Source organism: Halobacillus litoralis, assembly GCF_020171725.1.
GTDB classification, from domain to species: Bacteria; Bacillota; Bacilli; order Bacillales; family Halobacillaceae; genus Halobacillus; species Halobacillus litoralis_F.
Genome location: NZ_JAIVAJ010000006.1, coordinates 352,342 through 375,925, shown reverse-complemented (window position 1 = coordinate 375,925; position 23,584 = coordinate 352,342). Strand labels below are relative to the sequence as shown.

26 protein-coding genes and 1 other RNA gene are annotated in these 23,584 nt (G+C 45.0%); 12 read left to right on the top strand and 15 right to left on the bottom strand.

Annotated features, from left to right (window positions below; translation table 11 throughout):
• Positions 1 to 67: 67 nt before the first annotated feature.
• Complete coding sequence (locus LCM20_RS13860; RefSeq protein WP_225196073.1) at positions 68 to 790, top strand: YqcI/YcgG family protein; 723 nt, start codon at positions 68 to 70, stop codon at positions 788 to 790.
• Here LCM20_RS13860 and LCM20_RS13855 read toward each other — a convergent pair.
• On the bottom strand, positions 781 to 2,073 hold the full coding sequence (locus LCM20_RS13855; RefSeq protein WP_225196072.1) for an amino acid permease: 1,293 nt from the start codon (positions 2,071 to 2,073) through the stop codon (positions 781 to 783). The two genes, LCM20_RS13860 and LCM20_RS13855, sit on opposite strands and share 10 nt — an antisense overlap.
• A 77-nt stretch (positions 2,074 to 2,150) precedes the next feature.
• Between LCM20_RS13855 and LCM20_RS13850 the strand changes: the two genes are divergently transcribed.
• Both LCM20_RS13850 and LCM20_RS13845 read left to right on the top strand, forming a co-directional pair.
• Positions 2,151 to 3,098 (top strand): arginine deiminase family protein, encoded by a 948-nt coding sequence (locus LCM20_RS13850; protein ID WP_225196071.1) that lies wholly within the window; start codon positions 2,151 to 2,153, stop codon positions 3,096 to 3,098.
• 103 nt (positions 3,099 to 3,201) lie between these two features.
• Positions 3,202 to 4,908 (top strand): HD-GYP domain-containing protein, encoded by a 1,707-nt coding sequence (locus tag LCM20_RS13845; RefSeq protein WP_225196070.1) that lies wholly within the window; start codon positions 3,202 to 3,204, stop codon positions 4,906 to 4,908.
• Between the two features lie 240 nt (positions 4,909 to 5,148).
• On the opposite strand, the gene LCM20_RS20105 is transcribed toward LCM20_RS13845, so the two are convergent.
• From LCM20_RS20105 to smpB, 9 genes are all read right to left on the bottom strand, one after another.
• A complete protein-coding gene (locus tag LCM20_RS20105; protein ID WP_263622103.1) occupies positions 5,149 to 5,280 on the bottom strand; it encodes a hypothetical protein in 132 nt (43 codons plus the stop codon).
• A gap of 15 nt (positions 5,281 to 5,295) precedes the next feature.
• Positions 5,296 to 6,162: a permease gene (locus LCM20_RS13840; protein WP_225196069.1), complete on the bottom strand. Its 867-nt coding sequence runs from the start codon at positions 6,160 to 6,162 to the stop codon at positions 5,296 to 5,298.
• A gap of 54 nt (positions 6,163 to 6,216) precedes the next feature.
• Complete coding sequence (locus LCM20_RS13835; RefSeq protein WP_225196068.1) at positions 6,217 to 6,384, bottom strand: hypothetical protein; 168 nt, start codon at positions 6,382 to 6,384, stop codon at positions 6,217 to 6,219.
• A 48-nt stretch (positions 6,385 to 6,432) separates the two neighbouring features.
• Entirely contained in the window at positions 6,433 to 6,750 is a 318-nt protein-coding gene (locus LCM20_RS13830; RefSeq protein WP_225196067.1) for an ArsR/SmtB family transcription factor, read from the bottom strand.
• Between the two features lie 146 nt (positions 6,751 to 6,896).
• Positions 6,897 to 7,316 (bottom strand): arsenate reductase (thioredoxin), encoded by a 420-nt coding sequence (arsC, locus tag LCM20_RS13825; RefSeq protein ID WP_225196066.1) that lies wholly within the window; start codon positions 7,314 to 7,316, stop codon positions 6,897 to 6,899.
• Between the two features lie 29 nt (positions 7,317 to 7,345).
• Positions 7,346 to 8,641, bottom strand: a complete 1,296-nt coding sequence (locus LCM20_RS13820) for an arsenic transporter (protein WP_225196065.1) — start codon at positions 8,639 to 8,641, stop codon at positions 7,346 to 7,348.
• Positions 8,642 to 8,651: 10 nt separating this feature from the next.
• On the bottom strand, positions 8,652 to 8,999 hold the full coding sequence (locus tag LCM20_RS13815; RefSeq protein WP_225196064.1) for an ArsR/SmtB family transcription factor: 348 nt from the start codon (positions 8,997 to 8,999) through the stop codon (positions 8,652 to 8,654).
• Positions 9,000 to 9,181: 182 nt separating this feature from the next.
• Positions 9,182 to 9,544, bottom strand: a transfer-messenger RNA (tmRNA) gene (gene ssrA / locus LCM20_RS13810).
• A 90-nt stretch (positions 9,545 to 9,634) separates the two neighbouring features.
• On the bottom strand, positions 9,635 to 10,099 hold the full coding sequence (smpB, locus tag LCM20_RS13805; protein ID WP_225196063.1) for an SsrA-binding protein SmpB: 465 nt from the start codon (positions 10,097 to 10,099) through the stop codon (positions 9,635 to 9,637).
• Positions 10,100 to 10,457: 358 nt separating this feature from the next.
• On the opposite strand from smpB, the gene LCM20_RS13800 reads away from it, so the two are divergent.
• Entirely contained in the window at positions 10,458 to 11,321 is an 864-nt protein-coding gene (locus tag LCM20_RS13800; protein WP_225196062.1) for a GNAT family N-acetyltransferase, read from the top strand.
• 206 nt (positions 11,322 to 11,527) lie between these two features.
• Positions 11,528 to 11,947, top strand: coding sequence for a DUF2829 domain-containing protein (locus LCM20_RS13795; RefSeq protein ID WP_225196061.1), 420 nt, complete (start codon positions 11,528 to 11,530; stop codon positions 11,945 to 11,947).
• A 234-nt stretch (positions 11,948 to 12,181) separates the two neighbouring features.
• On the opposite strand, the gene rnr is transcribed toward LCM20_RS13795, so the two are convergent.
• The 3 genes from rnr to secG all read right to left on the bottom strand — a co-directional run bounded on the left by rnr (position 12,182) and on the right by secG (position 15,674).
• Positions 12,182 to 14,485, bottom strand: a complete 2,304-nt coding sequence (rnr, locus tag LCM20_RS13790; protein ID WP_225196060.1) for a ribonuclease R — start codon at positions 14,483 to 14,485, stop codon at positions 12,182 to 12,184.
• 32 nt (positions 14,486 to 14,517) lie between these two features.
• A complete protein-coding gene (locus LCM20_RS13785; RefSeq protein ID WP_225196059.1) occupies positions 14,518 to 15,261 on the bottom strand; it encodes an alpha/beta hydrolase in 744 nt (247 codons plus the stop codon).
• Positions 15,262 to 15,440: 179 nt separating this feature from the next.
• Positions 15,441 to 15,674 carry a preprotein translocase subunit SecG gene (secG, locus tag LCM20_RS13780; protein WP_225196058.1) on the bottom strand — a complete coding sequence of 78 codons (234 nt, stop codon included), beginning with the start codon at positions 15,672 to 15,674 and terminating at the stop codon, positions 15,441 to 15,443.
• Positions 15,675 to 15,812: 138 nt separating this feature from the next.
• Here secG and LCM20_RS13775 point away from each other — a divergent pair, with 138 nt between their 5' ends.
• From LCM20_RS13775 to ytzI, 7 genes are all read left to right on the top strand, one after another.
• Positions 15,813 to 16,313: a hypothetical protein gene (locus tag LCM20_RS13775; RefSeq protein ID WP_225196057.1), complete on the top strand. Its 501-nt coding sequence runs from the start codon at positions 15,813 to 15,815 to the stop codon at positions 16,311 to 16,313.
• Positions 16,314 to 16,433: 120 nt separating this feature from the next.
• Positions 16,434 to 17,183: a DeoR/GlpR family DNA-binding transcription regulator gene (locus LCM20_RS13770; RefSeq protein ID WP_225196056.1), complete on the top strand. Its 750-nt coding sequence runs from the start codon at positions 16,434 to 16,436 to the stop codon at positions 17,181 to 17,183.
• Positions 17,180 to 18,106: a 1-phosphofructokinase gene (gene pfkB, locus LCM20_RS13765; protein WP_225196055.1), complete on the top strand. Its 927-nt coding sequence runs from the start codon at positions 17,180 to 17,182 to the stop codon at positions 18,104 to 18,106. Before LCM20_RS13770 ends, pfkB begins: the two co-directional genes overlap by 4 nt.
• On the top strand, positions 18,103 to 20,007 hold the full coding sequence (locus LCM20_RS13760) for a PTS fructose transporter subunit IIABC (RefSeq protein ID WP_225196054.1): 1,905 nt from the start codon (positions 18,103 to 18,105) through the stop codon (positions 20,005 to 20,007). Before pfkB ends, LCM20_RS13760 begins: the two co-directional genes overlap by 4 nt.
• A gap of 55 nt (positions 20,008 to 20,062) precedes the next feature.
• The gene (locus LCM20_RS13755; RefSeq protein ID WP_225196053.1) at positions 20,063 to 20,329 is read left to right on the top strand and encodes a phosphocarrier protein HPr; all 267 of its coding nucleotides are present in this window, start codon (positions 20,063 to 20,065) and stop codon (positions 20,327 to 20,329) included.
• 4 nt (positions 20,330 to 20,333) lie between these two features.
• Positions 20,334 to 22,049, top strand: coding sequence for a phosphoenolpyruvate--protein phosphotransferase (ptsP, locus tag LCM20_RS13750; RefSeq protein WP_225196052.1), 1,716 nt, complete (start codon positions 20,334 to 20,336; stop codon positions 22,047 to 22,049).
• A 74-nt stretch (positions 22,050 to 22,123) separates the two neighbouring features.
• Positions 22,124 to 22,282 carry a YtzI protein gene (ytzI, locus tag LCM20_RS13745; protein WP_225196051.1) on the top strand — a complete coding sequence of 53 codons (159 nt, stop codon included), beginning with the start codon at positions 22,124 to 22,126 and terminating at the stop codon, positions 22,280 to 22,282.
• Positions 22,283 to 22,337: 55 nt separating this feature from the next.
• On the opposite strand, the gene LCM20_RS13740 is transcribed toward ytzI, so the two are convergent.
• Both LCM20_RS13740 and LCM20_RS13735 read right to left on the bottom strand, forming a co-directional pair.
• The gene (locus LCM20_RS13740; protein ID WP_225196050.1) at positions 22,338 to 22,913 is read right to left on the bottom strand and encodes a nitroreductase; all 576 of its coding nucleotides are present in this window, start codon (positions 22,911 to 22,913) and stop codon (positions 22,338 to 22,340) included.
• 34 nt (positions 22,914 to 22,947) lie between these two features.
• Positions 22,948 to 23,544: a YdcF family protein gene (locus tag LCM20_RS13735; RefSeq protein ID WP_225196049.1), complete on the bottom strand. Its 597-nt coding sequence runs from the start codon at positions 23,542 to 23,544 to the stop codon at positions 22,948 to 22,950.
• Positions 23,545 to 23,584 lie beyond the last annotated feature (40 nt).

Here is a 23,584-nt window from a genome sequence, read left to right as displayed (position 1 = left end):
CCTTCATACGATAACGTGACAACGTGTAGAGGAGGGAGCGGTTTTGAGTTTATTCACCAAAACCTCTTTGGAAACTGAGAATAGTCTTCTCCAATCATGGCAGCAGTCCGCCTATGACTATTTTGCTCATATGATGACCGATCGAACAGCGCCTTATCCTTGTGTCCCCGGGGTCCAGGGGTTTCTTCAAGATTCCCTCCGCTTCGGATTCACGGGTGACCCCCGTTCTGAACAGGCCGCCGAACAATTCGCAGATTTACTCAAGGATTACGGGAGAATATCACGAGAAACAGGTCCCTACGCCTCACTTGTGGTGTTTTTTGACACACGATCCTTTTCTTCAGAAACAACGATTGACCACTATCAGTCTGTTTTCTGGTCATTGATTCAGCGCATCCATGAACTCGATCAAGCACCTTGGCCTGAGCATGTTTCCCCAAACCCTGACGATTCTTCATGGGAGTTCTGCTTCGACGGGGAACCTTACTTCATTTTCTGTGCAACACCTGCTCACGAAAAAAGGAAAAGCCGCCAGTTCCCCCACTTCTTAATCGCCCTCCAGCCAAGGTGGGTATTTGAGGATATACATGATGGCACGGCTTACGGAAGAAAACTGAAATCAGCCATTCGAAAGCGACTCGAAGACTATGACTCCCGCCCACCTCATCCATCTCTTAAATGGTACGGACAAAATGACAACCTGGAGTGGGAGCAATATTTTTTAGCGGATGATGAGAACACTCCTCCAAAGTGCCCGTTTATGAATAGGATGAACCGGATTCAACGTTGATTCCTTCTTTGTTTGACTAACGTAGCGGCAGCAATCACAGCAAGAAAGGCGAAACTTACCCAAAGCCCTGTCCGGCTCGTTTTATCAAACCATGTGCCGATCACACCGAGTAAGAGAGCTCCTGCGCCGATCCAAACTTTCAGGCTGCTTACGCCTCGCACATTCATCAGCTTACGATAAGAAAACAAGATGAACAGCCAGTTGTATAGCAGCATGAGTCCTGCTGCGGTGGTAATATAGGCAAAAATTTTATCTGGTAATAAGAGCGCCAATACGACAGAAGCCGCAACCATGGATGTCGTCAGTAAAAAAGCAGGAAGCGGGATGTTGCGATCACCTTTATTCTTTAAGAAGGCAGGCGCGTCCCCTTCTTCTGCCAACGTTGAAGCCATAACCGTTACCGCATACAAGGAAGCGACCATCGTCGAAAACCCGGCAATAATCAGAACACCGTTGAACCCATGAGATACCCATCCCCAATCCACCGTCTTCAATGCCGTTAAAAAAGGACTCTCCTCCGTATCGATCTCTTCAACTGGAGCAAGTTTTACGACTAGGTAAAACGAGACCAAGTACAACCCCGTAAGAAGTAAAATCATAATCCGTCCCGACTTTTCTACTTCCTTCGGGTCTCTCAATTCTCCTGCCATCAAGCCCATCACTTCTATTCCTCCGAATGCATAAAAGGCATACAATAATGCGACCAAGATACCGGTCCACTCTCCTGTTCCGAAGTCCATGGTCTGTACCTTGAAAGCCGGGTCTTGAATGTTGATCCACCCAAAGAGAACAGCAGACCCAAGCCCTATAAACATGACAATCGCAGCCGCCTTCATGAGACCGAATATGTTTTCCATATCCTCGACCTTTTTCACACCTAAATAAAGCACTGCAAGCCCTGCCAGGGAGAAAATAGACGCAAAAATCCAAACCGGTACAGAAGGGAACCAAAATTTCGCGAAAATGGCCAGAGCCGTAAGCTGACTCCCCATAATGAGCACTTCTCCAGACCAGTACATCCACCCGTTGCTGAAACCTGCCCACGGACCAAACGCCTGCTTTGCATACGTTCTGAATGACCCTTTCTCCACATGATCCGCCGTCATCTTAGCCAGTGCCTGAAACACGAACCATGTGATGATGCCCGCAATGAAATAGACGAATAACACCGATGCCCCCGCCTGCTGGACAGCTAGACTCGAGCCGAGAAAATACCCGGTCCCGATCATGCAGCCGACTCCGATCAGCGAGAGCTTCCACCAAGACAGTCCTTTTTCTTCCACGTTCACCTCTCCTTTTCGTTTAGTGTGGGAAAAAGGGGAGAGAATATGTGACATAACCATAGTGAGGAGTTGGAATCATGGAAATTAGACCAAGCTGCTTTAATGAGCATGATGAACTCGAGGCGGTACTCGTCTGCTCTCCTGCCCCATTAGACGTGCCCGACCAACAAACCGCTGAAGACGTCCAATGGGCAAAACCGTTTGATTATCAGAAAGCCGAGCATCAACACCGAAACATGATAGAGGCCATGAAAGAATCAGGGGCATTGGTCATCGATTACTCCACCGAAATCAGCACGCAGGATCAACCCTTTCACAGTCAATTGATCAACAGGCTGTTCACCCGGGACTTGGCTGGGGTATGTGGAAAAACGGTCATCCCCGGGGAAGCCGCGACTTCCATGAGACAACCGGAGTACATTTTATCCCACAAATTATTTGAAAGATGGTTCCCGAGGGACTGCTTCCAGATCATCAAGAATGAGAAATGGAAAGCCCTTGAATTCGGGGATGTGTACGTCTTGAACCAAGATGCTGTCCTTATCAATGTAGGCATGAGAAGCAGCATGGAGAGCGTGGAAGCCGTACAGCATACACTTTTTGAAGCAGGATTTAACGAAGTCGCAGCCATCGACCTCCCAAGGCGGGCAGATACGATGCATTTAGATATGAACGCCAATATGGTGGGAGCCAGTCATTTTCTTGCCAAAGCTTACATGCGTTATTTCCCCGTCCGCGTTCTTACCCGTACAGGAGGACAATATTTCATGCTAGGAGACTTCTTGCAAAGACACGGAATCGAACCGGTATGGACAGACTCGGTCAAAAGCACACTCCCAGACTTGAACTTCTTGAACCTGAATCCAGAGACGCTTCTGGTCAGCTCGAAAATGAACAAAAAGATACTAAAACACCATGAAGTACTGAAAAAGCATAAACTGATCGAAGTTGAAATCGACGAACTTGAAAAAGGCGGTGGAGGTATAAGATGCATGACGCTGCCTTTAATCCGCTCATCGAATTAACCGCAAGAAAAAATGTGGCTAGACGCCACGTTGTTTCTCGCATGAAAAACAATCGCTAAGGGTACTGATTGAGGAAGTATCAATACCTTTAGGAGAATGTATCATGAGTCTAAAATTACATCCAAAAGAGTTGTCCACGGACCATATTTTAGCCGAGGACCTCTATCGTAACAACACACTTGTCCTACCCAAAGGAACGAAAATATCCAACCAGCATATCAACAAATTTATAAACTGGAAGATCGAATTAATTTCAGTAACCGATACCTCAGATCCAGAACCGCCTCCTAATCAGGTTGAGAAGAATAAACAAAAAGAGGAATCACAGGAAGAAAGGTTCCTTCGCAAGCTTTTTCACCAGGAGATCGTGAAGTTTGTAAAAGAGACAAGATACGGGGAGTTATTAAAACCGACTCAGACATTAAAGGAAGCACAAAACCTCTTTATCAACGTCTTAAAAAGACCAAGCGTCAAGCGCTTACTGATGAACCTCTTCCACCATGACGAATATACCTTCACCCATTCTCTGGATGTCTTCATTCTAGGCTATTTTATAGGAAGGAAGGTTTTGAAAGAGGATATTGAATCCTTTGCGACCAGCTGCCTTCTTCATGATATCGGGAAACTGCAGGTACCGGGGGACGTGCTGAAGAAGCAGACAAAGCTTACAGAATATGAATTCGATATGATTCAGAACCACACTATAAAAGGTCAGAACTTATTGGATGAAGAAGGGTTCGAGTTGGAAAACCTGAACCTCGCCCGCTCGCATCATGAAAAATTGAAAGGAAGCGGCTATCCTGATCAGCTGCACGAGGACGTCGATCATTTTTCCGATCCGCTCCGACTACTCATGATCATTGATGTGTATTCTGCCCTCACACTGGACCGTCCCTATCGTGATGCCTTCAGTGCACCGAAAGCCCTGACCATCCTGTTATCTGAACAGGAAGACTATGATCAGCGGATGCTTTATACATTTATCAATACATTGAAGATCTTCCCTGCCAAATCCTTAGTTCGACTAAGTGACAGACAAATTGGAGAGGTCATAGAGGTTACCCATTCGCTTCCGACACTCAGTACGATAAGAATAGAAGATAAAACGTTCCAACTCCCTGTGGATCAGTCTTTATACATTGAAGAAATCGTGAGCTGGGATGAGAAGAAAGATACCATAGATGAGCGGAATTGGAATCGTTTTATCCAATCACTACTTTATGAAGACGACAACCGCGCACTACAATCCCTTTCTGAACTTGAGGATGGCTATCAAATTGAAGAAGTGTTTGAGAATCTCTTCACGAAAGCTGTTAAAGAGATGGAACAAAAGGAGAGGAATAAAGAAGTCAAACGGTCGCAACGTCTTCTCGCTCTTCCTAAGCTGAGAAGAATTATGGGAATCAAAAGCAATGAATACAGTCAGGCCATTACGACGGAACAAGAGGCTATCATGCTACTATCAGTGGGAGAGAAAGGCGAAATCCGCACTCACATCTTAGCTGACCTTCTTCTTTCCACCGGATACAAAGTCGATTTAATCGAAGTCAATGACTTAAATGAGCTGCCTTTGGAAGATCTATCGGATTACTTCTCAGATTCTGCCATTCGTAAATTGATCGTTACCGGAACACACACAAGAGACGTGGAGCATCTCCCCGAAGCTCTCAAAGAAAAGATCCCTTCTCTCATGGCAGTCCGTTTTCTCAATGAGCCACTTGTTCAAAGTGAGATTTATGAATCTTATGATTTGGTTACACATCAGAACCATGAGCTGTTCAACTATTTAGTCAGCCACGCCAAAAGGTAGAGGATTACTTTTTGGCATGGCTGAGCTTTGTCAAGTTTTTACGGCTAGTTACATACGTCTTATATCAGAAGTCACAAAACGAATGTAAGTTAAATTCTCTTCGCCATGAGCCAATTTTGTTCTTACTGTTGTTGAAGAAGCCTTCTTTCAATCCTTTTTGAGTAATCAACCTTATTAAAGTGTTCGTCTGTTCCAACGCTTATTCTTTCCGTATCTTTTTGAAACTTGATCAGGAGTTCCTTACCTTGTTCGAGGTCCACCCGTCTCACTTTCATTGTTCTCTTCCCTCCCTTTACCCTCTACTTCTTTGATCTGCACTTTACAGCAATCCTTCTCTTCTTTCGACCCTAGCCATTTTCTTAACCAATTCATATCCATGCACTCCTTTTAAATAAGATAAAATAAGAATCCCGAGATTGTAGACATCATAAGAACGGAAGTGACAAACGCAAACACTAACTTTCGTTTGAAGATACTGTGGAGCAGGGTCACCTCCGGCAAGCTCGCTCCCGCCGAAGCGATCATGAGTGCCATAACAGGACCCAGCGCCATTCCTTTCGCAATTAAGATCTGCGACAGAGGGATCATCGTAGCCAAACGTATATATAACGGGATCCCGATAATGGCCGCAATGGGAACGAGCCACCAGTTCTCGCCTCCCATATAGGTTGAAATCCATTCACTTGGGATTGAGCCGTGAATAATGGAGCCAATCCCTGCCCCGATCAAAAGGAATGGATACACTGTCCTCATGAGCGTCCACGTTTCCGAAAAAGCGTATCTGATATTTAGTTTCTTTGTTTCAGGATAGGAGAAGTTTTCGACCAGCACATTTTTCAATTGGTCGCGGAAACCCAGTGCACTCAAGGAGAAGCCGATTATAGTCGAAAGCACAATTGTGACGATCGAGTATGTTAAAGATACTTTCCAGCCGAGAATCGCTGTCATCAAGGTGAGGATCGTGAGGTCTAAGACAGGTGAAGCAAACAAGAATATCATGACGATTGAGAACCTGACACGATTTCTTAGTAAATTGACGACAATCGGTATTGTGGAGCAGGAACAAAAAGGTGTAACAAAAGCAAAGCCAATAGCAATCCCGGCACTAACGAGAGGATGACTTTTATCTAATAGCTCCTCCATTCGTTTATACGGAATAAATCCTTGCAATAAATTTATGGCAAATGATACTCCTACAAATAGCAGTGTAAGCTCCAGCGCAATACTGAAGAAACTATGTACCACTTCTTCCATACCCTCACTCCTTTAAATCAATTTTTTTGATTAATGAATTAAAAAATATAAAACCTAGCAGCAACAGCAAACTTCTTTTTGTTTGTCTTGCAAGAAAGGTTGGAAGGCAGGCTGACGAGTGAACAAAGAAGAACGGCTCCTGACTTTCTTTTCCGTTTGACGGTATCGATAAATGGTTGATTTCATTTCCTGCTGTTTCAATTTAATTAAATCTGAATTCATATGAGCATCCCTTTAATCAATTTTTTTTGATGTATTAAGTAAAAAAATTTATTTTCTAAATAAACAACATAACTCTTCAGATAAAAGGTGATTCATTTCATCATGGTTCAACCTATAGTAACTCCACGTCCCTTGTGTCTCCTTGTGGATGAGGTTCGCATCAACAAGAATCTTTAAATGGTAAGAGAGTTTGGATTGCGGAAGATGAAGCTTTTCTGATAAGTCACATACGCAGACCTCTCCAGCTTCGGTGATCTCATGAAGGATATGGAGCCTTCTTTCATCAGCTAATGCTTTAAATTTGTTCTTGTACATGCTGAATGTTTGATCTAATGACACATCTGTTGCTTGTATTTCTTTCTTCATATGATGTTCTCTCCTTTCATCAATTTTTTTTGATGTAAATCAAAGGATACATTTACCAAAAGCAAAAGTCAATTATTAAATCAAAAAAATTTGATTTAATTACAACAAAAAAGAGCCAAGGCAAAACTTGCCTTGGCTCTTCACTCTTATTGCTCTTCCGCAAACTGCTTGATACGCTCAGCAATCTGATCACGTACACGCTGGAAGACAGCCCATTTCTCTTCATCTGTTCCTTCTGCTTTAGCCGGGTCATCGAATCCCCAGTGGAAACGGGTAACATGCGCTGGCGTCATCGGGCACTTATCATTCGCGTCCCCACAAAGCGTGATCGCAAAGGCTGCGTTATTTAAAATATCAGGATCGATGATGTCAGAAGTCTGGTCTGTAATATCTACATCCACTTCCTTCATCGCTTTAACAGCATTCGGATTAAGTCCGTGTGCTTCAATTCCAGCAGAACGAACATCAAATTTATCCCCTAAATATTTTTTTCCGAACCCTTCTGCCATTTGACTACGGCAAGAGTTCCCTGTACATAGAAAGTAAATAACTGGTTTATTAGACATGATTCATTTCTCCTTTATTCAAAAAATAATTATATAATTAGCAGCCATAAGTAAAGGCCGACTAACGTAATGAACAACGTCGGAACGGTTAGAATCACTCCGACTTTAAAATAGTATCCCCAAGAGATTTTCATCCCTTTTTGAGATAAGACATGGAGCCACAACAACGTTGCTAAGGAACCAATTGGCGTAATCTTAGGTCCTAAATCAGAGCCGATGACATTGGCATAGATCAGTGCCTCTCTCATCGTACCCGTTGTGTTCGTGTCAGCGATGGCGAGAGCGTCAATCATGACAGTAGGCATGTTATTCATAATGGAAGATAGAATCGCTGCAATGAATCCCATTGAGATCGTTCCAACAAATAACCCTTGATTGGCTGTTGCCTGGATGATACTCGCAAGTACATCCGTTAAGCCTACGTTTCTAAGGCCGTATACGACCACATACATTCCTATGGAGAAGAAGACGATCGCCCACGGAGCTCCTTTAATGACTTCACCCGTTTTCACAGCTGAACTGCGCCTGGCCATCATCAAGAAGAAAATCGCAACAACCCCCGCGATGATGGAAACCGGAATATGCAGTGGCTCACTCGCGAAGTATCCGATTAGTAGCACCGCCAGTACTCCCCAGGAAAGGCGGAACATCTTGTGGTCCTGTATCGCCTCTTTCGGCTTTTTAAGTTGCGAAAGGTCATACTGTTTCGGAATATCTTTTCGGAAAAATATGAACAACACAAGAATACTTGCTCCTAATGAGAAAAAGTTCGGTACGATCATACGTGAAGCATATTCGATAAATCCGATATCAAAGAAGTCTGCTGATACAATGTTGACCAAGTTACTCACAATCAAAGGTAAAGAGGTCGTATCCGCGATAAAGCCACTTGCCATAATAAAGGGTAAAATCATGGCTTCCTTGAAGTTCAAATTACGCACCATCGCCAAGACGATCGGTGTTAGAATCAGCGCGGCACCATCGTTTGCAAACAACGCAGCTACAACAGCTCCAAGCAGCGTGACGTAGATGAACATCCGCTTCCCGTCCCCTTTAGCTACACGCGCCATATGAAGAGCCGCCCATTCGAAGAACCCGATCTCATCAAGAATTAAAGAGATGATAATGATGGCGATAAAGGCAAGAGTTGCATTCCAGACGATATTCGTTACTTCAAGAACATCCTGAAAATCTACCACTCCGAAGATCAAGGCAAGGATCGCCCCTGCACAGGCAGACCAACCGATCCCTAAATTCTTCGGCTGCCAAATGACAAAAATTAAAGTAAGTACAAAAATAATCGTTGCTATAATAGCCAAATTCAAATGAATCCCCCTACACGTCGCATTGGATACGCAATCCTGCTTCCTCCAACGCTCTTAATTTTTCCTTTTGATCCGGTATCTGTTCTAACACGTGCCTGATCACCGGGTATGTTTCATGTTCTGTATTCAGCGAATAAAAAATCCACTGTCCTTTTCTTCTTTCTTTTACAAGTCCAGCATCTCTAAGCTTTCTCAGATGCTGGCTTACGGAAGGCTGGCTCATTTTCAGAACTTCAACAAATTCACAAACACAGCATTCACTATCTTTCAAGAGACCCATCACAGTAAGTCTCGTATTATCTCCTAACAGCTTCAATGTTCTGGCAGTGGCTTCTAACTCGATTGCAGCTTTCTCCATAACATCACCTCGACAATCAGTATATAAGTATATGCTTATATATGCAACAGGGGATTTATTTCCTAAAAAAAGACCAAATCCAGTTCTCTACTTGGATTTGGTCTCGATTTATTTTAGATAAGTGGAAGAAAGTTTTAAGAAACAGAACCTTAAGGCATAAAAAAACCACCAATAGTATGTATTGGTGGAGACGGTGGGAGTCGAACCCACGTCCGGAGATATCGGCACTCGGGCTTCTACAAGCGTAGTCGATATATTATATTTCGCAGCCTCTTCGACCTATCGACAGGCTTCCAAGGTGCTAGCCTGATTAGTCTCTTCGTCCTTCCTCAGGCGGTGGAAGAACGCGTAGCCCACTTCAGTTTGAGACCCTTCATCTAGCACATGGGCGATACCAGGAAGGATCAGCTATAGACTACTTACGCAGCTACAGCTAGGTTTTCGTTAGATTCGCCAGTTATATTTAGGCAAATGACGGTTTACGAGTCGTCGCCTCGACTTGCGACCCGAGCTCGACCTATCCCCGTCGAATCCGTAACGTCCCCGTTAGGATTAAAACAGAGCGTCAAGCTCTTGTGCGTGTGCCGCTTCAAGCGACAATTAATATTATAGCACAATCATGACGAATTTCAAGTCTAACGTAAGCTGTCCTTAATCGCGCGGTCAATCTCGCGGTTTTGCTGCTTGCGTTTCAGATCTTCACGCTTGTCATACTTCTTCTTACCTCGTCCAAGTCCAATCAACACTTTCGCCACACCATTCTTAATGTAAACTTTCAACGGCACGAGCGAATAACCTTTCTGCTGGGTTTGGCCGATCAGCTGGTTGATCTCTTTACGATGCAGAAGAAGCTTGCGGGCGCGCGTCGGTTCATGGTTGTAAATATTACCCTGCTCGTATGGAGAAATATGCATATTGTGCAAAAATACTTCTCCCTTATTTATCCGGGCAAAGCTGTCTTTCAAGTTGATTCTTCCATTACGGATCGACTTGATTTCGGTACCTTGAAGCACAATTCCAGCTTCAAAGGTTTCTTCAATGGCAAAGTCATGTCTTGCTTTTTTGTTTTGTGCGATTGTCTTCCCGTGTCCTCTTGGCATAACGGTCTTCCTCCTCTATTGCGTAGCTTCTATTTTATCAAATGATGACGTGATTTCCAATTCATCCTCTTGCGTTCTCGTTTTCCACTACTGATTGGGAGACCGAGGAGGTCGGGGGAATCGATCGCTTTCCTTGGGGTACTGTGAGCTTCGCCTTCCGGGATCTCACGATGTACCTTATTGAAACCTTCCTTCCTATACAATGACTTACACTCAGATTCTCTTTCCAAGGAAGGAGGTCGAATGGTAAAGCAGCCAGTTCTCGATTTGCTCCCTATCAGCCATTTTTGTGGACTTTTTCTTTCGTGATATGAGACTATAATTTTGGAAAAGTTCGAATTAGAGGAGAGCGATACAAATGGAACAAGTCGCACACGTCAAGATGCTTTCAATAGATGATTTACCCGCCCTGACCGCCATGGAAACAGGGATCGAGGACGATTATGTTGTCCGTATATATGACCGCCTGATCGAATCGGATACACATGAATTGTTCGGTTTGTTCCAGGACGGGCAGATGCTTGCCGTTGCAGGATACAGCTTATTCGGACAAAAGAAATTCGCGATGCTCGGCCGCCTGCGCAGCGACCGCCGTTTTCAGAAGCAGGGGCATGCGACAAAGCTTCTTCAACCGATTGTCGATCACCTGAAACAAGTACCTGATGTGGAGTGGATCGGTGCCAACACGCACTTAGGCAACATCCCGGCACGCCGTGTCTTACAAAAGCTCGGCATCGAGCAAGGACCGGTCATTCACTACTTGACGCTGCAGGAGCCTGATAAGCTCACAGGACACACCCCAGGTCCTGTATGGCATTCTGTCGAAACACTCGAAGAAAAGTACGCCTTGCTCCACTCTCTACAGACGAATGCGCTCGACATGTTCCCTTATGAGTGCTACTATCCGTTCCCATACGATCAAGCGCTGTTTACAGATGAGTATGTAGAAGAGTCGAGCATTTACGTCAGTCCGGACCGGGAACGATTTGTCATCATCCGCAATGACACGAAAAAATATGACTATTCCCATGTGAAGTATTTCTGGAACGACCATTATGAACAGCCTGGATTCTTTGAAACCCTTCAAGATCATTGGAAGAACAACCCTGAGAACGTAGGCTGCTGGATTGACTTTTCCGACCAAGGTTTTAAGAATATCCCGGACTTATCGGCATATGATGTACAAGAACCATGGATCCTGTATGGAAACTGGCAAAGATAAATTAATCCTTAATGAAAGCCCCTCGACTATGTTGGATAGAGAGGGGCTTTTGTTAAAAACAACCAGAGATGAGAGCCTGATTTTACCCCTTCACCTCAATAAAGCCTTTTCATTGTGATGGTTCTGTGACAACCGTTGACATTGCTTGGCGTCGTGAATAAAATTCTTAAAGGAAAAATTTCTAACGCGAAGAAAGGAACATGAATATGAACTTTTTATTTGCCGCTCGCCTATTGGATGAGGGACATGCATTGTCACGTAAAGCTTGGGAAGACAAAGGGTATATTTTCAAAGATGAAAAAGGACGTCTACAGTTTTTTGACCATAATGAGCCACACATTTACCAGCCATCTGTTGAGGATACGCTGGCGGATGATTGGGGCGAAACGACGAAGGATAGCTGGACGATCGTCTCTGTCGCTCACGATGCTGAACTAGTCAAAGACAAGCTGTTCGTTTCTTACCAAATCTGCTCGAAAGAGAACGGATTAGTGAAAAACAATCACCAGATTGACGAAAGCGACTTGTGCACGTGGTCCCGCTGTGTAGAAATCGACTTCAATCAGTCCGCTGCTTACTTGAATGAGCAGGATGTTGCGCAGGTAAAAAGTGCTGTCAGTGCCTAATATAGATGAACATGTGCAGGGGAATGGCTCCCCTGCACTTTTTTTGACCAAAATCGACGTGACAATCTCTCTTGTCGTTTTCAGCAACCTCCTCCTGCTGAAGTGGTTGTGAGATTCATCCTCTAGACGTTTTTCATCATGCCCCACTTCCGAAACGGTCGTGAGATCATCTTTCAAGACCGTTTTGAGTGCAGAAAAAACGCAAGAGGCTCTTCACCCCTTGCGTTACAAGCATTACTTCTTCTTTTTGCGTCCCTTTTTCGGGACTCCTTTATTTGCGTAAAAAGGCTTGTTGCCTTTCTGCTTGTTTTTCTTTTTCTTCTTTTTCCGATCCCGGACTTTACGGTCTGGGGACTTGGAATCAACCTGCTTCGGTCGGTCTTTACGAGGGCGTTCTTTTCTCGGTTTCATGCCGTCAATCTCAAAGTCCACGACGCGTTCATCCAAGTTTACGTTCGTCACTCGAATGGTGACTTCATCACCGATCCTGAATACGTTCCCTGTCCGTTCCCCGATCATCGCAAACTGCTTTTCATGGAATTGGTAGTAATCGTCTGTCAGCGTGCTGACGTGAACGAGACCTTCCACTGTATTTGGCAGCTCGACGAACATACCGAAGCTTGTCACAGAGCTGATGACGCCTTCGTATTCTTCACCGATTTTATCCTGCATGAATTCAGCCTTCTTCAGGTCATCGGTTTCACGTTCCGCATCTACAGCGGCACGCTCCATTTCAGAAGAGTGACGGGCGATTTCAGGCATTTGATCCTTCCAGTGCTTCTGCGTACGGTCGTCCAATTGCTTCTCCACCACATAAGTGCGGATCAGACGGTGGACGATCAAGTCCGGATAACGTCGGATCGGTGATGTGAAGTGCGTATAGAAGTCTGTCGCAAGACCAAAGTGACCAAGACTCTGTGGGTCGTATTTCGCCTGCTGCATGGAACGAAGCATCAGCTTGGATATAATCATATCCTCCTGCGTTCCCTTCACTTCCTCCAGCACCTTTTGAAGGGCCTGTGGGTGAACGTTATCTGCTGTTCCTTTGACGACATAGCCCATATTTGCGACGAACTCAAAGAAGTTCTGCAGTTTGCCTTCATCCGGATCCTGGTGGACGCGGTGAATGAACGGAACCTCCATCCAGTGGAAGTGCTCGGCAATCGTTTCGTTTGCAGCCAGCATGAATTCTTCAATCAAGCGTTCTGCCACTGAACGTTCACGCAAGCGCACGTCTACGGCTTTTCCTTCCTCATCGACGACAACACCGGCTTCTTTGAAATCAAAGTCAATGGCACCACGGCGCATCCGCTTCTCTCTCAGCGTTTTAGCAAGCCCAGCCATGTCACGGAACATCGGCACGAGCTCTTTGTATTTCTCGATCAGTTCCGCATCCTCATCTTCCAGAATGCTGTTCACATCCTTGTAGGTCATACGTTCATTCGTCTTGATCACACTTTGGAAAATTTCGTGACCGACAACGTCTCCGTTCTGGTCGATTTCCATTTCACACGACAACGTAAGGCGGTCCACCTGTGGGTTCAAGGAACAGATTCCATTCGAAAGACGGTGCGGAATCATCGGAATCACCCGATCCACTAAGTACACACTTGTAGCGCGTTCCCGTGCTTCTTTATCAATCGGGGAGTTCTCGTCCACATAATACGTGACATCCGCAATGTGAACGCCTAATTTGAAGTGACCGTTATCCAATTTTTTGACGGTTACGGCATCGTCCAAATCCTTGGCATCTGCGCCATCGATCGTAACAATCGTCTCGTCTCTCAAATCACGGCGGTTTTTGATTTCATCTTCTGAAATCTGATCAGGCGTTTCAGCTGCCTGCTGCAGCACTTCATCTGGGAAGTCCACTTTGATTCCGTGTTTATAAATAATCGAGATAATGTCGATACCCGGATCATTTTTGTGACCGAGAATCTCAATGATTTCCCCTTCTGCGCTCATACGCTCTTCCGGGAACTTCGTGATCTCAACAATCACTTTGTGACCATCAACCGCTCCATTCGTCTGACCCTTCGGAATGAAGATATCGTTCGGTATTCGTTTATCATCTGCTACTACGAATCCGAAGTTTCGGCTCGACTCATATGTTCCGACCACACGATTCGTGGCACGTTCCAAGATACGGATGACCGTCCCTTCCGGTCTCTGCCCTTGCTCGTCTCTCTTTTCAATGCGTACGAGCACCTTGTCGTTGTTCATGGCAGAATGCAAATCAGAGTGGTGAAGATAGACATCGTCTTTGTCCTCTTCATCCGGGATTAAAAAGGCGAACCCCTTTGCGTGCATCTGGATTCTCCCTCGGATCAGATTCATCTTTTCAGGAAGCCCGAACCGGTTCTTTCTTGTCCGAACCAATTCTCCTTCCTCTTCAAGAGCATTCAACGTCTTCATAAGCTCTCTGAAGCCTGCACCGTCCTCCAGTTGAAGCTCATCTTCCAGTTCTTGAACAGACAAAGGCTTCGATGCGGATTCTTTAAAGTAGTCCAAAATCTGCTGCTTTAATTCTTCGTTCATTTCCTCGTACCTCCTTTGGTATAGGAATACGTTCACGACCAGTCCAGAGACTCTAAGAAGGCAAGTATATCTTCGTGCAGCTCTTCTTTCTCTTTATCCATGGTGATCACGTGTCCTGAGTTTTTGTACCATTTCATATCTTTTTGATCGGCTTCTACTTGATCATAAATGTACTGTGCACTATCTGTATTAATCATCTCATCTTGTTCTGCTTGTACCACAAAGGTAGGTGTATAGATTTGATCGACATCGTCATGAACACTTTCGATTAGTTTGCCAAGTTCATGAAACATCGGTTCGGAACGTTCGAGCATCTGCTCCACTTCTTGATCGATCGTTTCCTGATCTTTACCTTCCAGCTGCTTGTACTGTCTTGCTTTGAATTCGAATCCTTGTGTTAATTGTTTTTCATTATCAAAGAACATCGGCGCACACATCGTCACAACGCCTTTGATCGGCTCAGAATACGCGAGCTTCAAGCTGAGCACTCCACCGAGCGAAAGTCCAGCTACGGCGATCTTCTCATATCCAAGTTCCTTGAGGTGGTTCAATGCGTCCTGCACATCCGCCCACCATTGTTCAGGACGGGCATCAATTAAAGCTTCGAGCTCCTGCCCATGTCCTCGGTAGATCGGAGCATGCGTTGTGTATCCATGCTTTTGTAAAAATCGTCCGAGCATCCGAACGTCTGCTGAATGCCCAGTAAAGCCATGTAATAATAATACCGCACGCTCGCCTTCCTCAAACGTAAAGGGTTTAGGTTGTTTAATTTTCATGATTGATTCTCCTTACTTCATCTATTTCCAAATTTATAATTTTCATTCTTATTCCATACGTTTTCTAGTTTATCCCACTATAGTGAAAAGCGTAAATGCATACGTTTATTGGATATTAATGGAAGTTATGAACCATATAGAAAAACCGCGCTTAAACAAGCGCGGTTTATTTACTCTATTTACCCTAAGATATAAGCGGATAAGAAAGCCAATACGAAGAAAAGTACACCTGTTACAATCGTTGCTTTGTGAAGAACAGCGTCGATTCCTCGTGCTTTTTGTTTTCCGAATAACTGCTCAGCCCCACCGGAAATAGCTCCTGAAAGACCGGCACTTTTACCAGACTGAAGCAATACAAGTACGATAAGAGCAATCGTATCAATCGCTAATAGCGTGATCGCGAGTGTTTCCATGATGTGCCACACCTCCTAAAGACGTACAAATGACTAGTTTAAATGTAGCATAAAAGCCTTTACGCATCAACAACAATCTGAAGTTTAGTTGACATTGAGAATCATTTTCAATTAATATAAAATCAGAGGTGATTACATATGAAACCATGCTGGAAACATGAACTTCAGATTTTTGTTGATGAACTTATCGAACACGTTTACCAGTGGCCTGTTCACGAACGGTCCACAGTTCGAATCCTTCAATTAATTGAACGGAAGCAGCGTCATTTAAATAAAGGAAACTTTCCCGATTACGGATGCTATTACCTGCAGCTCGCCCAAATCGTCGATCATTTCCTGCAAGCCGCTTTAGATACCCGTCCCGATCTTTCTTGGTTCTGTAAATATTGGGAGACGTTCGATCAGGAAAATAAGCTGACGTTGAACCACGTGATTATAGAAGAAACAGAAAACGAGCGTACATTCAAAAAATTCGTATTACAAAGGAAGAAACAGGAAATCGAGCACTACTGTCGGTCAGCGATTCAGTGCTCGTATCATATGTTCCACTCACCGCCTGACCGCATCAAAACCTACCATTTATTGTATGGAGAGTCATTTGTTGAGTGGGAGAATCCTTCCCTCCATATCCCGTCATGACCACAGTGAAGCGCTGTGGTCACTTTTTTGATGCGTTTTGAAAGTTTTTGATAGTTTTTGATTGCAAATGAAAGGGTTTTCTTTTATGATATACATAGAAAGTTCTAAGGAGGCGCCATGATGCTTACTCCAGAAAGACAACAACTCATTCTAGAATCTGTCAAAAACCATCATACAGTCAAAATAAAAGACTTAGTGAATCAAACCGGGTCATCCGAATCGACGATCCGCAGAGATCTGGATCAGCTGGAGCAAAAAGGACTCCTCCAACGTGTTCATGGAGGAGCTTCCCTTTTGCAGACGGCGAGCGAAGAACTGAGCATGGGAGAGAAATCAATCAAAAACGCTCAGGAGAAAGAAAGCATCGCTCTTCATGCTGCTTCTCTCATTAAAGATGGGGACTGTGTTTTCCTTGATGCTGGATCGACTACGTATGCCATGATCCCTCACCTTCGAGATAAAGAAATTATTGTGGTAACGAATGGTCTGAATCATTTGGACCTATTAAGTGAACACCATATTAAAACATATGTCCTGGGTGGTCTTGTCAAACACCGGACACAAGCGGTCATCGGTACAGGAGCGATGCAGACTTTACAACAGTACCGCTTCGACAAATGCTTTATTGGTGCGAACGGGATCCACGCAACAGACGGATATACAACACCAGACCCAGAAGAAGCGGCCATCAAGCAGGCCGTCATCCACCACTCCAGACAGCGCTATATTCTTGCTGATCACACAAAGTTCGAACAAGTCTCATTCACGAAGTTTGCTGAACTTCATGAGGCGGATATTATTACAGATGACTTCGAATTGGAGTTGAACCCTTACAAGGAAAAAACGACAGTAAAGGTTGTGACAACATGATTTACACATGTACGCTGAACCCTTCAATCGATTACATCATGCATGTTGATGAATTCGAGGGTGGGTCATTGAACAGAGCGAAGGAAACGTTCTTCTACCCGGGGGGTAAAGGAATCAACGTTTCCCGCGTGATGAAAAGGCTCGGAGTTGAAACGATTGCTCTTGGCTACAAAGCCGGATTCACAGGAGCCTTCATTCAAGAGTCTTTGGAAAAAGAAAATATCAAGAGTGAGTTTATTTCTACAGAAGGAAAGACCAGGGTCAATGTAAAATTGAAAAGTTCGGATGAAACCGAAATCAATGGTCCCGGCCCTGTCATTACAGAGGAACAACAAAATCAGCTGATCGGACGAATCAAAGAGATGACCGATGAAGATACGCTGATCATTGCCGGAAGCGTCCCTTCTTCCCTGCCTAATGACTTTTATGTCACCATTGCTAAGCTTTGCGAGGAGCAGGGAACGAAACTGATTGCTGACACATCCGGATCAGCGTTGAAGCAACTAATCGGTTCATCCCTACACTTGATCAAACCGAACCACCATGAGCTCGGCGACCTTTTCCAAGCAGAGGTCGAAACGAAAGAGCAGGCTGCTCATTACGGGCGGAAGCTCTTTGAACAAGGCGTCTCACACGTCATTGTTTCCATGGGGGGACAAGGAGCTGTCTATATTGGGGAAGATGTACAGCTTTTTGCTGAAGTGCCTAAGGGACAGGTGAAAAACTCTGTAGGTGCCGGCGATTCGATGGTTGCTGGATTTGCTTCTGCTCTTCATAAAGGGGAACCGGTAGAAGAAGCTTTCCGATTCGCGGTCGCCTCAGGAAGCGCAACAGCTTTCCAAGATGATTTATGTCAAAAAGAAGATGTAGATAAATTGCTGAATGAAATCAGCCTTACATCAATAGAGGAGGAACAAAAATGAGAATTACGGATTTGCTGACAACAGATACGATTTTGTTGAACATGAAGGCAAGTTCTAAGCCAGAGGCGATTGATGAGCTTGTCGGCAAACTGGATGCTGCCGGTAAACTAAGTAATCGTGACGAATTCAAGCAGGCGATTCAAGCCCGCGAAGATCAAAGCACAACAGGAATTGGCGAAGGAATTGCGATTCCACACGCCAAAACAAACGCTGTAAAGGATCCTGCTATCGCTTTCGGGCGTTCTGCAGATGGGCTCGACTATGAATCCCTTGACGGACAACCGACGAACCTATTCTTTATGATTGCCGCCTCAGAAGGCGCGAATAACACACACTTAGAGACTCTATCACGCTTGTCTTCCTTCCTAATGGACACGTCTTTCCGTGAAAAGCTTGAAGCTGCTAAGACGGAAGCTGATGTCATTGAAGCGATCAATGCGAAAGAAGCGGAAGAAGAAGGCGATGAAGAGCCGGAAACTTCAAGTGCTGCAGGCAAGATTCTTGCCGTTACAGCGTGCCCGACAGGTATTGCCCACACGTATATGGCAGCCGATAAATTGAAAGCAACAGCAAAAGAAATGAATGTTCCAATCAAAGTTCAAACGAACGGCTCAAGCGGAGTCAAGAACCGTTTGACAGATGAAGACATTGCAGAAGCAGATGCCATTATCGTGGCTGCCGATGTCAATGTCGATATGAGTGGCTTCAACGGTAAGCCCGTCATTGAGGTTCCCGTTGCAAAAGCGATTCACGAAGCCGAAGACTTAATTAAGAAAGCTGTCAATAAAGATGCACCGATCTATGAAGGCGGCGGGAAATCCTCTTCCGACTCATCTGACGAAAAAGGACAGCGTAAAGGTTTCTATAAGCACCTGATGAACGGTGTTTCCAACATGCTTCCATTTGTTGTCGGTGGCGGAATTCTGATTGCCCTATCGTTCTTCTGGGGAATCAACTCAGCGAACCCTGACAGTGACCAATACAACCGCTTCGCAGAGATGCTGAACATTATCGGCGGCGCTAATGCATTCTTCTTACTTGTACCTGTACTTGCCGGTTTCATTGCGTCCAGTATCGCGGATCGTCCAGGATTTGCTCCAGGTATGGTCGGTGGTCTGATTGCCATTACACAGACATCTGCTGAGAACGCAGGAAATGGCTCCGGATTCCTTGGCGGCTTGATCGCCGGTTTCCTTGCTGGTTATTTAACACTGTTGATTAAGAAAGCTCTTGAAGGGCTTCCTGCCGTATTGGATGGTCTGAAGACCGTTCTCTTCTATCCGGTTCTATCAATTTTTGCAACAGGTATGATTATGCTGTTGATCAACCAACCATTAACAAGCATTTACACTGGATTGTTCAATTTCTTAGAAAACATGAGCGGTTCCAACTTAGCACTGCTCGGACTGATTGTCGGCGGTATGATGGCCGTAGACATGGGTGGTCCCGTCAACAAAGCAGCCTACACATTCGGTATTGCTGCACTTGATGCCGGAAACTTCACCTTCATTGCAGCCGCTATGGCTGGTGGAATGGTTCCACCACTTGCGATGGGTGTCGCAACACTTATTTTCAAAAACAAATTCACTGCACAAGAAAAAGAAACAGGAATTTCTGCCCTGCCGCTTGGCGCATTCTTCATCACAGAAGGAGCGATTCCATTCGCTGCAGCAGACCCTGCCCGTGTCATTCCATCCATGGTAGCTGGTAGTGCCCTTACGGGTATGCTCGTTATGATGTTCGGAATCAGCCTTCCTGCCCCACACGGCGGCGCGATCATCATTCCATTGATCGAAGGCGGCATCACGCAGATTCTTCTGTATATTGTGGCAATTATTGCTGGAACAATTCTCAGCGCAATTATTGTAGGATTGTTGAAAAAAGACCTTAGAAAGGCTTAAAATAAGAGAGTTAGGGTATCTCTCAAAATAAGTACTTTTTTAGGAGGAATAGATAATGAAAGAACAAACATTTACCATTACTTCATCTGATGGCGTGCACGCACGCCCTGCAACTGTCCTTGTACAAAACGCAGGTAAGTATCAGTCTGATATCAACCTTCACTACAAAGAGAAGGCTGTAAACTTGAAATCCATCATGGGTATCATGAGCCTTGGTATCCCTGCTGGAGCAGAAGTGAAGATCACAACGGAAGGTGACGATGAGCAGGAAGCGATCGACCACCTTACTACAACAATGAAGAACGAAGGCCTGGGGGAATAAATAAATGACACACCTTCAAGGAATTGCTGCGTCCAGTGGAATCGCCATTGCGAAAGTTTATCCGCTGGAGGCGCCTGACCTCTCATACAGCAAAGAAAAGATCGAGCAACCAGAAGCAGAAGTGAAGCGTCTGCACGAAGCATTGGACATCTCGAAGTCAGAACTTGAAAAGATCAAGGAACATACTAAGAAATCACTCGGGGACGAGCATGCTGAGATTTTCTCTGCACACCTGCTTGTCCTAAGTGATCCTGAATTGATCCAACCGATCGAAGACAAAATCAAATCAGAGAATGTGAACGCGGAAGCGGCTCTCGACGAAACGGCGGACATGTTCATCAACATGTTCAAGAGCATGGACAACGAGTACATGCGCGAGCGTGCTGCAGACATTCAGGACGTAACAAAGCGCGTCATGGCTCACCTCTTGAACGTCACGTTCCCTGACCCTGCTTTGATCAACGAAGAAGTTGTCATCGTAGCAGATGACCTGACTCCATCTGACACAGCTCAACTAAACAAGCAGTACGTTAAAGGGTTCACGACAGATATCGGTGGACGTACGTCCCACTCCGCTATCATGGCACGTTCCCTTGAGATCCCTGCTGTCGTCGGTACGAAAAACATCACTTCACAAGCTGAGAAGGATTCCATGATCATCGTAGATGGAATCAACGGCGACGTGATTGTGAATCCGACGGATGAGCAAGTAGCAGAATATAAAGAAAAGCAGGACCAATTCGAACAACAGAAAAAAGAATGGGCGAAGCTTAAAGACGAGCCTACCGTTACATCTGAAGGTGACCACGTTGAGCTTGTAGCCAACATCGGAACGCCTGACGACGTAGAAGGCATCATCAACAACGGTGGCGAAGGTGTCGGCCTTTATCGTACCGAATTTCTTTATATGGGCAAAAGCCAGCTTCCGACAGAAGAAGAGCAGTATGATGCATACTCTTCTGTATTGAAGCAGATGGGTGATCAGCCTGTTGTCGTCCGTACATTGGACATTGGTGGAGATAAAGAGCTTGACTACTTGGAGCTTCCGGATGAAATGAACCCATTCCTAGGGTATCGCGCCATTCGTCTTTGCCTTGAGCGCGATGACATTTTCCGCGTTCAGCTGCGTGCTCTTCTACGCGCAAGCGTCCATGGTAACCTGAAGATCATGTTCCCGATGATTGCAACGCTGGAAGAGTTCCGTCAAGCGAAAGCGATTCTTGACGAAGAACGCGAAAAGCTTGTTTCAGAAGGACAGGAAGTATCCGACAAGATTGAAGTTGGAATGATGGTGGAAATCCCGGCTACTGCTGTGATTGCCCGTCAATTCGCTAAAGAAGTCGACTTCTTCAGTATCGGAACGAACGACCTGATCCAATACACGATGGCTGCTGACCGTATGAACGAACGCGTATCCTACTTGTATCAGCCATACAACCCGGCTATCCTGAACTTGATCAACAATGTGATCGAAGCCGCTCACGCAGAAGGCAAATGGGCTGGTATGTGTGGTGAAATGGCAGGAGACGAAATCGCGATTCCAATCCTTCTTGGACTTGGTCTCGACGAATTCAGCATGAGTGCTACATCCATTCTTCCTGCACGTACGCAGATCCGTACGCTTTCTAAGAAAGAAATGACTTCTTATAAAGATGAAATTCTTTCAATGGGTACAGCAGAAGAAGTTGTGGCCTTCGTGAAGGAAAAAACACAATCGTAGTAGTAATCCTCCAATAAGTGTGGCACAATAAGACGTGTGAGGAGAGAAATACTTTCACAGAAAGAAGTGTTCCGATGACTTTCACACTTATTATGATCGTTTGTGTCGCCATTGTATTAGGAATCGCTGCGATGTTTGGTGCTGCGGTTTCAAAGGGCTATGACTACAAGCACACTGTCGACCCTTTACCTGAAGACGCAGAAAAACAGCATCGTGATACAGATGCAAAGTAGACCATTCTTATACAAAAGAGCCATGAATTGCTTCCGGCAATTCATGGCTCTTTTTTTATTCAATAAAAGTCAATTTTTCAGTTACTGGGGTTCTCGCCTTCGCTTTTGGAATCCTCTTGGGGTATCCCATTTGAAGAACAGCGACCAACTTTTTTGTTTCCGGGTCTAATTGAAGATCCGATGCGAATTGAGGGTCATGAAGGTACGGGCTTGTCGTCCATAGAACCCCGATTTGCTTTTCCCATGCCAGCAACTGCGTGTTCTGAATAAAGGCACAGACTGCGGCATAATCCTCTTCGTACTTCACAAGGTCTTCTTCACGTTCCATATATACAAGAACATGGTGCGGGATACTTTGGAGAAACCGCTCAATCCCCGTTTTCATTTTGTCTCGTTTTTCTTGTTCATAGCTTGAGAAGAACCCTTGACGCTCATAACTTGCCAGAACAGCTGACGTATAAGCTTCAATGCCTTCACCCTGATAACAGCGCAGGTTCCAAGGTTCTTTCATTCGGTGAGTCGGAGCCCATGCTGCTTGTGAAAAGAGAGTTTGAAGGTCGGGCTTCGGTATTTGCTTTTGTTCAAATTCGTGTATGGAACGTCTATTCTTTACAGCATCGATTAATTCCATTGATAACACCTCATCCTTACCATTCAACACATGCTCAGAAGCCCTCAAACGGCCATATGAGATCACTTACCTGTTGTCCCATAAGAACCCCCCACTCCCTTAAGAAAAACGGGAATTTGGTCTCCAATGACTGATAAGCGGAATATTTCGTCGGCACTCCCTGCACTTCCATCCCCTGACTTTCAGCAAGATAGACCGCTCTCTTTAAATGAAGCTGATCACTCACAAGCAAGTAAGAATCGATTCCTTTGTTGTCTGCTACTTCTTTCGCATTAATCACATTGCTTTTTGTAAATAAGGATTTCTCTTCTAATAGGATATCGTCTCTTGAAACACCATTCGCCACCGCATAGTTCATCCCAACCTGCGCTTCGGAGGAAACAGCATTCTCACTGGCCCCACCCGTGAACACGAGGTAGTCAACTTGATCGTTCTGATATAATTCAATTCCTTGTTTCAGTCTACCTTCAAATACAGGGCTTGGCTTGCCGTTCCATTGTGCTGCCCCTAAAACGATGGCAGCGTCGGCCGTCGGCTCTTCGTCCCCTGTACCGTATGTCCAGATTGAGATGCCTGTAAAGCATATATAGGCAAGGCCTATTAAGAGTAATAGTCGGATCATTGATTTCATGTTTAGGACCTCTCCCAATTTTCATTACGTCTTTCATCAT

What these genes read in the sequence shown, in the direction of transcription:
- LCM20_RS13830 (WP_225196067.1), bottom strand. Translation starts at nt 6,750, where the DNA reads ATGAAGAAAGAAATACAAGCAACAGATGTGTCATTAGATCAAACATTC.
- pfkB (WP_225196055.1), top strand. Translation starts at nt 17,180, where the DNA reads ATGATTTACACATGTACGCTGAACCCTTCAATCGATTACATCATGCAT.
- LCM20_RS13785 (WP_225196059.1), bottom strand. Translation starts at nt 15,261, where the DNA reads ATGAAAATTAAACAACCTAAACCCTTTACGTTTGAGGAAGGCGAGCGT.
- LCM20_RS13840 (WP_225196069.1), bottom strand. Translation starts at nt 6,162, where the DNA reads ATGGAAGAAGTGGTACATAGTTTCTTCAGTATTGCGCTGGAGCTTACA.
- LCM20_RS13755 (WP_225196053.1), top strand. Translation starts at nt 20,063, where the DNA reads ATGAAAGAACAAACATTTACCATTACTTCATCTGATGGCGTGCACGCA.
- LCM20_RS13735 (WP_225196049.1), bottom strand. Translation starts at nt 23,544, where the DNA reads ATGAAATCAATGATCCGACTATTACTCTTAATAGGCCTTGCCTATATA.
- LCM20_RS13815 (WP_225196064.1), bottom strand. Translation starts at nt 8,999, where the DNA reads ATGGAGAAAGCTGCAATCGAGTTAGAAGCCACTGCCAGAACATTGAAG.
- LCM20_RS13850 (WP_225196071.1), top strand. Translation starts at nt 2,151, where the DNA reads ATGGAAATTAGACCAAGCTGCTTTAATGAGCATGATGAACTCGAGGCG.
- LCM20_RS13835 (WP_225196068.1), bottom strand. Translation starts at nt 6,384, where the DNA reads ATGAATTCAGATTTAATTAAATTGAAACAGCAGGAAATGAAATCAACC.
- rnr (WP_225196060.1), bottom strand. Translation starts at nt 14,485, where the DNA reads ATGAACGAAGAATTAAAGCAGCAGATTTTGGACTACTTTAAAGAATCC.
- LCM20_RS20105 (WP_263622103.1), bottom strand. Translation starts at nt 5,280, where the DNA reads ATGAATTGGTTAAGAAAATGGCTAGGGTCGAAAGAAGAGAAGGATTGC.
- LCM20_RS13760 (WP_225196054.1), top strand. Translation starts at nt 18,103, where the DNA reads ATGAGAATTACGGATTTGCTGACAACAGATACGATTTTGTTGAACATG.
- ptsP (WP_225196052.1), top strand. Translation starts at nt 20,334, where the DNA reads ATGACACACCTTCAAGGAATTGCTGCGTCCAGTGGAATCGCCATTGCG.
- smpB (WP_225196063.1), bottom strand. Translation starts at nt 10,099, where the DNA reads ATGCCAAGAGGACACGGGAAGACAATCGCACAAAACAAAAAAGCAAGA.
- LCM20_RS13770 (WP_225196056.1), top strand. Translation starts at nt 16,434, where the DNA reads ATGCTTACTCCAGAAAGACAACAACTCATTCTAGAATCTGTCAAAAAC.
- LCM20_RS13740 (WP_225196050.1), bottom strand. Translation starts at nt 22,913, where the DNA reads ATGGAATTAATCGATGCTGTAAAGAATAGACGTTCCATACACGAATTT.
- LCM20_RS13795 (WP_225196061.1), top strand. Translation starts at nt 11,528, where the DNA reads ATGAACTTTTTATTTGCCGCTCGCCTATTGGATGAGGGACATGCATTG.
- arsC (WP_225196066.1), bottom strand. Translation starts at nt 7,316, where the DNA reads ATGTCTAATAAACCAGTTATTTACTTTCTATGTACAGGGAACTCTTGC.
- secG (WP_225196058.1), bottom strand. Translation starts at nt 15,674, where the DNA reads ATGGAAACACTCGCGATCACGCTATTAGCGATTGATACGATTGCTCTT.
- ytzI (WP_225196051.1), top strand. Translation starts at nt 22,124, where the DNA reads ATGACTTTCACACTTATTATGATCGTTTGTGTCGCCATTGTATTAGGA.
- LCM20_RS13775 (WP_225196057.1), top strand. Translation starts at nt 15,813, where the DNA reads ATGAAACCATGCTGGAAACATGAACTTCAGATTTTTGTTGATGAACTT.
- LCM20_RS13845 (WP_225196070.1), top strand. Translation starts at nt 3,202, where the DNA reads ATGAGTCTAAAATTACATCCAAAAGAGTTGTCCACGGACCATATTTTA.
- LCM20_RS13800 (WP_225196062.1), top strand. Translation starts at nt 10,458, where the DNA reads ATGGAACAAGTCGCACACGTCAAGATGCTTTCAATAGATGATTTACCC.